Source organism: Bradyrhizobium sp. NBAIM08 (genome assembly GCF_020193935.1).
Taxonomy (GTDB): Bacteria; Pseudomonadota; Alphaproteobacteria; order Rhizobiales; family Xanthobacteraceae; genus Bradyrhizobium; species Bradyrhizobium yuanmingense.
On record NZ_JADYVR010001143.1, the window covers coordinates 1 to 393 of the forward strand.

A 393-nucleotide genomic window follows, 5' to 3' on the forward strand; every position below is an offset into this window, starting at 1 on the left:
CGCCCTACCCGCCCGGCGCGAGGACGGGCACGCCGGGCGGGTAGGGCGCGACCAGCTCGGCGGCCACCCGACCGACGGCCCGCTCGACCGACACCGTAACCGCCGGGGCGAAGAACGCCTCACGCGGCGGCAGCACGATCTCCGGCTGCACGTTCCAGCTCGCCGCGACGACGGTCTCGCGCGGCGGCCCGGCGTGGCGGCCCACCGCGGCGATCAGCGCCGCGACCAGGCGTTCGACGTCGGCCGCGGTGTCCGCGAGCGTGACGACCGGGATCAGCCAGTCGCGGTCGGCCAGCTCCACCTCGACCCCGGCCTGCCGCAGGTCGTGTCCGACGGCCACGCCGTCCGCGCCGACCCCGGCCAGCCCGACGACCAGCTTGGTGGCCTCCACCG

At 77.9% G+C, this 393-nt stretch carries 1 pseudogene; it reads right to left on the bottom strand.

The annotated features are described in order from the left end of the window. Positions 1-4: 4 nt before the first annotated feature. A pseudogene (locus I6F37_RS43870) lies at positions 5-393 on the bottom strand (hypothetical protein); the annotation flags it as partial.